The sequence below is a fragment of the Actinosynnema sp. NPDC059335 genome (assembly GCF_042752395.1).
Taxonomy (GTDB): domain Bacteria; phylum Actinomycetota; class Actinomycetes; order Mycobacteriales; family Pseudonocardiaceae; genus Actinosynnema.
Genome location: NZ_JBHYXZ010000015.1, coordinates 1 through 7,595 on the forward strand (window position 1 = coordinate 1; position 7,595 = coordinate 7,595).

Sequence of the window (7,595 nt, forward strand, 5' to 3'; positions counted from 1 at the left end):
GCCCGTTCGTTCTCCCCGCGGCGCGCTAGTCGCGCGGCGCGCCCCGCCCGTCGGCCGGGGGGGCCGCCGAACGACGGGCTCGGACGGCTCGCCAGCCGACGAACAGCAGCACGGCGAGCACGGGGATGGACCAGAACGCGATGCGCTCCGCCGGTCCGGCGAACGCCATCAGCACGATGACGAGCGCGAGGAACGCCAGCGTGGCGTAACCGGTGTACGGCGCTCCGGGCATCCGGTAGGAGGGCCGCTCGACCTCGCCGCGCAGGGCGGCCTGGCGCAGCCGCAACTGGGACACGATGAGCGTGGCCCAGGTGGCGACCACGCCCAGCGAGGCCACCGCGATGGCGATGTCGAACGCCTCCTTCGGCACGAGGTAGTTGAGGACCACGCCGAACAGGTAGGCGACCGAGGTGAACAGGATCCCGCCGTACGGGACGTGCCTGCGGTTCATCCGGCCGGTGAACGCGGGCGCTTCGCCCTGCTGCGCCAGCGAGCGCAGGATGCGCCCGGTGGAGTAGAGGCCCGAATTGCACGACGACAGCGCGGCGGTGAGCACGACCGCGTTCATCACGTCGCCGACGCCGGCGATGCCGAGCGCGGAGAACACGGTGACGAACGGGCTTTCCGCGCCGCTGTAGAGGCTCCACGGCAGCAGCATCGCGAGCAGCAGCACGGACCCGACGTAGAAGATGCCGATCCGGTAGACGACGCCGTTGATGGCCTTGGGCAGCACCTGGCGCGGATTGGCGGTCTCCCCCGCCGCGATGCCGACCAGCTCGATGGCCGAATAAGCGAAGATGACCGCCTGGAGGGTCATCAGGGCGATGCCGACGCCGGCCGGGAACATGCCGCCGTGCGCGAACAGGTTGTGCACGCCCGCTTGGCTGCCGCCGACGTCCGCGCCGCCGATCACGAGGGCGACGCCGGTGAACAGGAACACGACGATCGCGGTGACCTTGACGACGCTGAACCAGAACTCCAGCTCGCCGAACAGCTTCACCGACAGCAGGTTGACCAGCACCAGGAAACCGAGCGCGAGCAGCGCGGTGACCCACTGCGGCAGGTCCGGCAGCCAGCGGTGCACGTAGATGGCCACGGCGGTGATCTCGGCGATGCCGGTCATCGCCCAGTTCACCCAGTACATCCAGCCGGAGGTGAAGCCGGCCCACGGTCCGATGAACTCGCGGGCGTATTCCACGAAACTGCCCGCGGTGGGCCGGTGCAGCACCAATTCGCCGAGCGCGCGCATCACGAAGAACGCGGCCAGGCCGCACAGGGCGTAGGAGAAGACGAGCGACGGACCGGCTTGGGCGAGTTTGCCGCCGGCGCCGAGGAACAGGCCGACGCCGATGGCGCCACCGATGGCGATCATCTGCACCTGGCGCTTGGACAGCGCTTTGGTGTAGCCGTCGGCGTCGGGTTCCGCGACCGTCTGCTCAATCATGGTGGCCGAACGCTAGTGGCTCCCGGCCGGCTCCCGGAAACCGCTTGAGGAAGGCTTGATGTAATCCTCTTCACAGCACCCGGAGAGGGCCTGGTCGAGATCCTCCCAGAGGTCTTCCACGTCCTCCAGGCCCACGCTGAGCCGCAGCAGGTTGGCGGGCACGCCGGACGCCTCGCGGTCGGCGGCGGCCACCAGCCGGTGGGTCAGCGCGGCCGGGTGCTCGATCAGCGTGTCGACCGCGCCGAGGCTGACGGCGGGCGTGATCAGCCGGAGCCTGCGCACCACGGCGGCGGGGTCCTCGCGGGTGGTGAACGCGAGCACCGCGCCCGGACCGCGCATCTGCGTGCCGACCAGGCCGTTCGGGTCCGCGCCGGGCAGGCTCGGGTGCCGCACCAGGCCGGTGCCGGGGTGGGCGTCGAGGCGGGCCGCCAGGTCGGTGGCGCTGCGCTGGGCGGCCTCGACGCGCAGGGGCAGCGTGGCCAGGCCGCGGTGCATGAGGTAACCGCCGAGGGGGTGCAGCACGGCCCCGGTGACGATCCGGACCTGGCGCAGCGGTCCGGCGTGCTCCTCGTCGCAGGCCACCACGCCGCCGAGCACGTCGCCGTGCCCGCCGAGGTACTTGGTGCCCGAGTGCAGCACGTAGGTCACGCCGTGGGCGGCCGGGTTCTGCAGGACCGGCGTGGCGAAGGTGTTGTCCACGACCACCGGCACGTCGCCCGCCTGGGCGACGACGGCGGAGAGGTCGACCAGGTCGAGGTTCGGGTTGGCCGGAGTCTCGATGACGACCAGCCCCGTCTGCGGGGTGACGGCGTCGGCGACCCGGTCGGCGGTGGCGTAGGTCGTGCGCACGCCGAGCAGGCCGGACGACAGCAGGTGGTCGGTGCCGCCGTAGATGGGGCGCACGGCGACCACGTGCGGCTTGCCGGTCAGCACGCACGCGGCCTGCACCACGGCGGTCACCGCGGCCATGCCGCTGCCGAACGCGACCGCGGTCGGCGTGCCCTCCAGCGCGGCGAGCGCCTGCTCGAACCGGGCCACGGTCGGGTTGTGCAGCCGGGAGTAGACCGGCGAGGCGGCGTGCGCCGCGCCCTCGGCGAGGTGTTGCAGCGCCTGGCCGCCCTCGGCCTGGTCGGGGATCGGGTAGGTGGTGGACAGGTCGATCGGCAGGGCGTGCACGCCCAGGTCGGCGAGGTCGTCGCGCCCACCGTGCACCGCCGTCGTTCGCAACCGGGTCATGGCGGAATCCTGGACGTATCGTCGGCGGTCGCGGCACAAGTCCGCAGCCGGTTCGGTGTCGGGGAGGTTTCGGCGTGTTGGATTCGGTGGACGCGGCGATCGTGCAGGAGTTGCAGAAGGACGCTCGGCTGCCCAACAAGGACCTGGCGGAGCGGGTGAACGTGGCGGCGTCCACGTGCGTGGTCCGGCACCGGTCGCTGCGCGAGCGCGGGGTGATCACCGGGTACCACGCGGAGGTGGACCTGGCGGCGATGGGACGGCCGGTGCAGGCGATCATCGCGGTGCGCGTGCGGCCCCACACGAGGGCGATCGTGGAGCCGTTCATGGACTACGTGCTGACGTTGCCGGAGGTGCTGGCCATGTCGCACGTGGCGGGGCCGGAGGACTTCCTGGTGCACGTGGCGGTCGCGGACACGGCGCACTTGCAGCGGTTGGTGCTGGATCGGTTCACGACGCGGCGGGAGGTCAGCGAGGTGCAGACCAACCTGCTGTTCCAGCACGTGCGGAAGCACACGGTGCCGCCGGCGGGTGGGGGTGTGGCGGGGTGGTGAGGACGGTGAAGGGCAAGAGCCGAAAGAGTCTTCGCCGGACGGGCGGATCAGCAGGATGACGGGGTTCGCCGAGCGTGTGCGGCACTGGCCTGGCCTCCGGTTATTGGTGAAGGGCGTGGCTCGTCGTTGAGCCGGTGGGGTGAATTTGTGTTAACAAGGGTCATGGGGATCGATGCGTTGCGTGACCTGCTCGACGGGCGGTGGGCGTCGTTGCGCCGCCGGTCGTTGGAACTGCTCGGCGAGTTGAAGCCCGTGGGCGAGTTGGAGCGGGAGGAGTACCGGGCCTGGGTGTCGGAGCAGATGCACGCGTTGGCGGCCGGTGGGCACCCGTTGATCGGGTTCCCGGCCGCGTACGGCGGGCAGGACGACGTCGGCGGGTCCGTGGTGGCGTTCGAGGTGTTGGGGTTCGGCGACCTGTCGCTCATGGTCAAGGCCGGGGTGCAGTGGGGGTTGTTCGGCGGGGCGGTGCAGGCGTTGGGCACGGCGGAGCACCACGAGCGGTACCTGTCGGCGATCATGAGCCTGGAGTTGCCCGGGTGCTTCGCGATGACGGAGAGCGGGCACGGGTCGGATGTGCAGCACCTGCGGACGACGGCGACGTACGACCCGGACACCGAGGAGTTCGTGGTGCACACGCCGGATCCGGCGGCGCGCAAGGACTACATCGGCAACGCGGCGCGGGACGGGCGGATGGCGGTGGTGTTCGCGCAGCTCGTGACCGGCGGTGAGGCGCGTGGGGTGCACGCGGTGCTGGTGCCGATCCGGGACGCGGCCGGCGCGCCGATGCCGGGGGTGCGGATCGAGGACTGCGGGCCGAAGGCCGGGTTGAACGGGGTGGACAACGGGCGGTTGTGGTTCGACCGGGTCCGCGTGCCCCGGGAGAACCTGCTCAACCGGTACGGGGACGTGGCGCCGGACGGCACGTACTCCAGTCCGATCGAGGGTGAGGGGCGGCGGTTCTTCACCATGCTCGGCACGTTGGTGCGCGGGCGGATCAGCGTGGCCGGCGGGGCGGGCAGCGCCACGAAGAAGGCGTTGGCGCTGGCGGTTCGGTACGGGTCGACGCGACGGCAGTTCACGCGGCCCGACACCGGTGAGGAAGTCGTGGTGCTCGACTACCTGGCGCACCAGCGGCGGTTGCTGCCGGCGCTGGCGACGTCGTACGCGCTGCACTTCGCGCAGGAGGAGTTGGTGTCGGCGCTGCACGACGTGGACGACGATCGGCGGCAGCGGGAGCTGGAGTCGCGGGCCGCCGGGTTGAAGGCGGTGGCGACGTGGCACGCCACGAAGACGATCCAGGTCTGCCGGGAGGCGTGCGGTGGTGCGGGCTACCTGTCGGAGAACCTGCTCGGCGCGCTCAAGGCGGACACCGACGTGTTCACCACGTTCGAGGGTGACAACACGGTGTTGTTGCAGCTGGTCGCGAAGGGGTTGCTGACCAGCTACCGGGACCACGTGGGCGACCTGGACCCGTGGGGCATGGCCCGTTTCGTGGCCGACCAGGCGGTGGGCGTGGTGATCGAGCGGACCGCCGCGCGGGCGATCATCGACCGGTTGGTGTCGGGCAGCTCGGACGCGTTGTTGGACCGGGGCTGGCAGGTGCGGTTGTTCGAGGACCGCGAGAAGCACGTGCTGGAGGGGTTGGCGCGGCGGTTGCGGCGGGCGTCGGAGGAGGACGCGTTCGACGTGTTCAACGCGGCGCAGGACCACGTGCTGCACGCGGCCCGGGTGCACGTGGACCGGGTGGTGCTGGAGGCGTTCGTGGCGGCGGTGGACCGGTGCCCGGACCCGGAGGCGACGGCGCTGCTGGACCAGGTGTGCGACCTGTACGCGTTGAGCACGATCGAGGCGGACCGGGCGTGGTTCCTGGAGCACGGCAGGCTCACGCCGCAGCGGTCGAAGGCGGTGTCGCAGGCGGTGAACGAGCTGTGCGGGCGGTTGCGGCCGCACGCCCGGACGCTGGTGGACGCGTTCGGGATCCCCGAGACCTGGCTCGCCGCGCCGATCGCCGGGGCGTGAGGGAGTGGACGAGAGCGCGGTGATCAGCGCGGGGCTGGCGCGGTACGTGCGGGCGGTCGCCGAGCGGGTGGGCGTGCCGGCCGAGGGCACGGAGTTCGAGGTCAGCGACACGGCCACGGCCTACCTGGGCCTGGAGGGGCCGGGGCCGGACCTGATGCTGCTGTGGAACGAGCGGCGCGGGTGGTCGATCGCGGTGGAGACCGGGCCGGCCGAGAGGCCGATCGTCGTCGCGCACTTCGGCCCGCCTCGCGTGCCGTCGCCGGAGGAGGTGGCGCGGTTCGTGCGGGACGTCCTGGCGGGCGGTCCGGGCGGTCCGGAGCCGGAGTTCGGGCCGGAGCAGGACCGGCGCGCGCTCGCCGAACGGCTCGCCGCGTACCTGGAGGATTAGCCGAGGCCGGCCAGGCGCAGGAGGGCGGTGGTCGTCGCGGCCAGCACGACCACCACCACGAACGGGGCCTTCCGCCACGCGGCGATCCCGCCCACCAGCACGCCGATCGGCAGCGCGAGGCCCGCGAACGACTGGCCCTTGGTCAGGGTGGACGTCACGACCAGGGCGAACAGCAGCACGGTCGCCGAAGTGGTCATGAGCAGCCTGACCCGGGCGGACAGCGTGAGGCGGTCCCGCAGCAGCGGTCCGGCGAGGCGGAACGCGTAGGTGCCCGCGGCGAGCACCAGGACGGCGGTCAGCGTCATCCCGCCACCTGCTGCCGGGCGGTGACGAGCAGGCCGCCGAGCGCGAACAGCACCGGCACGCCCGGTGGCAGGAACGGGGTGGCGGCCAGCGCGAGCGCCGCGCCGAGCAGGGCGGCGTGCCGGGTGGCCGCGTCCTTGAGGGCGGGCAGGAGCAGCGCGAGCAGGGCCGCCGGGAAGGCGGCGTCCAGCCCGAAGGCGTTGGGGTCGCCGATGTTCCGGCCGACCAGCGCGCCGGCGACGACGGCGACGTTCCACGAGAGGAACAGCGCGACGCCGCACGACCAGTAGGCGGCCTTCGCCCGGCGGGGGTCGCTCTGGGCGAGCGCGAACGCGGTGGTCTCGTCGATGAGCAGGTGGCTGCCGACGAGGCGGTGGAGCAGGCGCTTGCCGAGCACGTCGCCGACCGCCAGGCCGAACGGCAGGTGGCGGACGTTGAGCAGCAGGCCCGCGAGCACCGCGGCGGCCGGGCTGCCGCCCGCGGCGACCACCCCGACCGCCATGAACTGCGAGCCACCGGCGAAGACCAGCAGCGACATCACCACGGGCAGCCACCACGGCAGGCCCGCGGCGGTCGAGATCGCGCCGAACGAAGCGCCGCTGACCGCCGCGCCTGCGGCCACCGCGGAGACGTCACGCAGCAGCCGGGCATCCAGGGTTCGCCATGTCGAACGCATCGTCTTCTACGATGAACAGTGACCGGGCCGTTCGTCAAGCCGAACGATTGGACTGTCATGTCGAACACAGGGGCGCCGCTCGACGTCATCGCCGCCTCCCTGCGGCGGGAGCGCGAGCGCGCCGGGCTGTCGTTGAGCGAGCTGGCCAAGCGGGCGGGCATCGCCAAGTCCACGCTGTCCCAACTGGAGGCCGCGGTCGGCAACCCCAGCGTGGAGACGCTGTGGGCGCTCGGCGTGGCGCTGGGCGTGCCGTTCTCGCGCCTGGTCGACCCGCCGACGCCCCGCGTCCGCGTGGTCCGCGCGGGAGAGGGTCCGGCGATCTACTCGGAACGCGCCCACTACACCGCGACGCTGCTGTCGTCGTGCCCTCCGGGCGCGCGCCGCGACATCTACCGCCTCAACCTGGAACCGGGCCCGGCCCGCGACTCCGAACCCCACATGCCGGGGACGGTGGAGCACGTCATCGTCAGCACGGGCCGCATGCTCGCGGGACCGCAAACGGAGCCGGTCGAGCTGAACCCCGGCGACTACCTGCTCTACCCCGGCGACGTGCCGCACACGGCCCAGGCACTCGAACCGGGGACGTCCGCCCTGCTGGTCTCGGAGCACGTCTGACGCACCGGTGCGGGGGATCCAGCCGAGCGCGCGACCGACCGACGTACCCGGCATGGGCGAACAGGCGGTCAAGCGGGTCCACGTTCGCGGCGTGCCCGCCGACGTGGTCGAGGTCCTCCGGGGGCGGGCGAAGGAGAAGGGGTTGCCGATGAACGCCTACCTGCGACTCGTGCTCATCGGGTTGGCGGATCGGCCACACGTGCGCCCGTGACGCGACCGCGGCCCGCCGGGGGGGCGCGGGGCCCCGGGGGGCCGCGGGCGGGGGGGCCCGCCGGCCCGGGGGTGCGCCCCGGGGGGGGGGGGGGGGGCCCCCCCCCCCGGCCCCCCCCCCCGAGACCAAGCTCGTCCGCTCCGGCCGGGTGG

At 72.6% G+C, this 7,595-nt stretch carries 9 protein-coding genes; 5 read left to right on the top strand and 4 right to left on the bottom strand.

Annotation, left to right across the window (positions count from 1 at the left end; genetic code table 11):
* Window positions 1-25: 25 nt before the first annotated feature.
* Window positions 26-1,444: an amino acid permease gene (locus ACFXGA_RS07230; protein ID WP_378085089.1), complete on the bottom strand. Its 1,419-nt coding sequence runs from the start codon at window positions 1,442-1,444 to the stop codon at window positions 26-28.
* Window positions 1,445-1,456: 12 nt separating this feature from the next.
* Window positions 1,457-2,680 carry a trans-sulfuration enzyme family protein gene (locus ACFXGA_RS07235; RefSeq protein WP_378085091.1) on the bottom strand — a complete coding sequence of 408 codons (1,224 nt, stop codon included), beginning with the start codon at window positions 2,678-2,680 and terminating at the stop codon, window positions 1,457-1,459.
* A gap of 74 nt (window positions 2,681-2,754) precedes the next feature.
* Here ACFXGA_RS07235 and ACFXGA_RS07240 point away from each other — a divergent pair, with 74 nt between their 5' ends.
* The 3 genes from ACFXGA_RS07240 to ACFXGA_RS07250 all read left to right on the top strand — a co-directional run bounded on the left by ACFXGA_RS07240 (window position 2,755) and on the right by ACFXGA_RS07250 (window position 5,638).
* Window positions 2,755-3,231 (top strand): Lrp/AsnC family transcriptional regulator, encoded by a 477-nt coding sequence (locus ACFXGA_RS07240; protein WP_378085093.1) that lies wholly within the window; start codon window positions 2,755-2,757, stop codon window positions 3,229-3,231.
* Between the two features lie 162 nt (window positions 3,232-3,393).
* On the top strand, window positions 3,394-5,250 hold the full coding sequence (locus ACFXGA_RS07245; protein ID WP_378085095.1) for an acyl-CoA dehydrogenase: 1,857 nt from the start codon (window positions 3,394-3,396) through the stop codon (window positions 5,248-5,250).
* Between the two features lie 4 nt (window positions 5,251-5,254).
* Window positions 5,255-5,638: a DUF6292 family protein gene (locus tag ACFXGA_RS07250; RefSeq protein WP_378085097.1), complete on the top strand. Its 384-nt coding sequence runs from the start codon at window positions 5,255-5,257 to the stop codon at window positions 5,636-5,638.
* Here ACFXGA_RS07250 and ACFXGA_RS07255 read toward each other — a convergent pair.
* Together ACFXGA_RS07255 and ACFXGA_RS07260 are read right to left on the bottom strand one after the other, a co-directional pair.
* A complete protein-coding gene (locus ACFXGA_RS07255; protein WP_378085099.1) occupies window positions 5,635-5,943 on the bottom strand; it encodes an AzlD domain-containing protein in 309 nt (102 codons plus the stop codon). The genes ACFXGA_RS07250 and ACFXGA_RS07255 overlap by 4 nt on opposite strands.
* Window positions 5,940-6,617 (bottom strand): AzlC family ABC transporter permease, encoded by a 678-nt coding sequence (locus ACFXGA_RS07260; RefSeq protein ID WP_378085101.1) that lies wholly within the window; start codon window positions 6,615-6,617, stop codon window positions 5,940-5,942. The genes ACFXGA_RS07255 and ACFXGA_RS07260 overlap by 4 nt, the downstream gene beginning before the upstream one ends.
* 57 nt (window positions 6,618-6,674) lie before the next feature.
* Here ACFXGA_RS07260 and ACFXGA_RS07265 point away from each other — a divergent pair, with 57 nt between their 5' ends.
* A complete protein-coding gene (locus ACFXGA_RS07265; protein WP_378085103.1) occupies window positions 6,675-7,232 on the top strand; it encodes a helix-turn-helix domain-containing protein in 558 nt (185 codons plus the stop codon).
* A 52-nt stretch (window positions 7,233-7,284) separates the two neighbouring features.
* Window positions 7,285-7,443 (top strand): hypothetical protein, encoded by a 159-nt coding sequence (locus ACFXGA_RS07270; protein ID WP_378085105.1) that lies wholly within the window; start codon window positions 7,285-7,287, stop codon window positions 7,441-7,443.
* Window positions 7,444-7,595: the final 152 nt, after the last annotated feature.

Excerpts from the sequence above, each read along its gene's own strand:
- ACFXGA_RS07230 (WP_378085089.1), bottom strand. The coding sequence starts at position 1,444 with ATGATTGAGCAGACGGTCGCGGAACCCGACGCCGACGGCTACACCAAA.
- ACFXGA_RS07260 (WP_378085101.1), bottom strand. The coding sequence starts at position 6,617 with ATGCGTTCGACATGGCGAACCCTGGATGCCCGGCTGCTGCGTGACGTC.
- ACFXGA_RS07245 (WP_378085095.1), top strand. The coding sequence starts at position 3,394 with ATGGGGATCGATGCGTTGCGTGACCTGCTCGACGGGCGGTGGGCGTCG.
- ACFXGA_RS07255 (WP_378085099.1), bottom strand. The coding sequence starts at position 5,943 with ATGACGCTGACCGCCGTCCTGGTGCTCGCCGCGGGCACCTACGCGTTC.
- ACFXGA_RS07235 (WP_378085091.1), bottom strand. The coding sequence starts at position 2,680 with ATGACCCGGTTGCGAACGACGGCGGTGCACGGTGGGCGCGACGACCTC.
- ACFXGA_RS07270 (WP_378085105.1), top strand. The coding sequence starts at position 7,285 with ATGGGCGAACAGGCGGTCAAGCGGGTCCACGTTCGCGGCGTGCCCGCC.
- ACFXGA_RS07265 (WP_378085103.1), top strand. The coding sequence starts at position 6,675 with ATGTCGAACACAGGGGCGCCGCTCGACGTCATCGCCGCCTCCCTGCGG.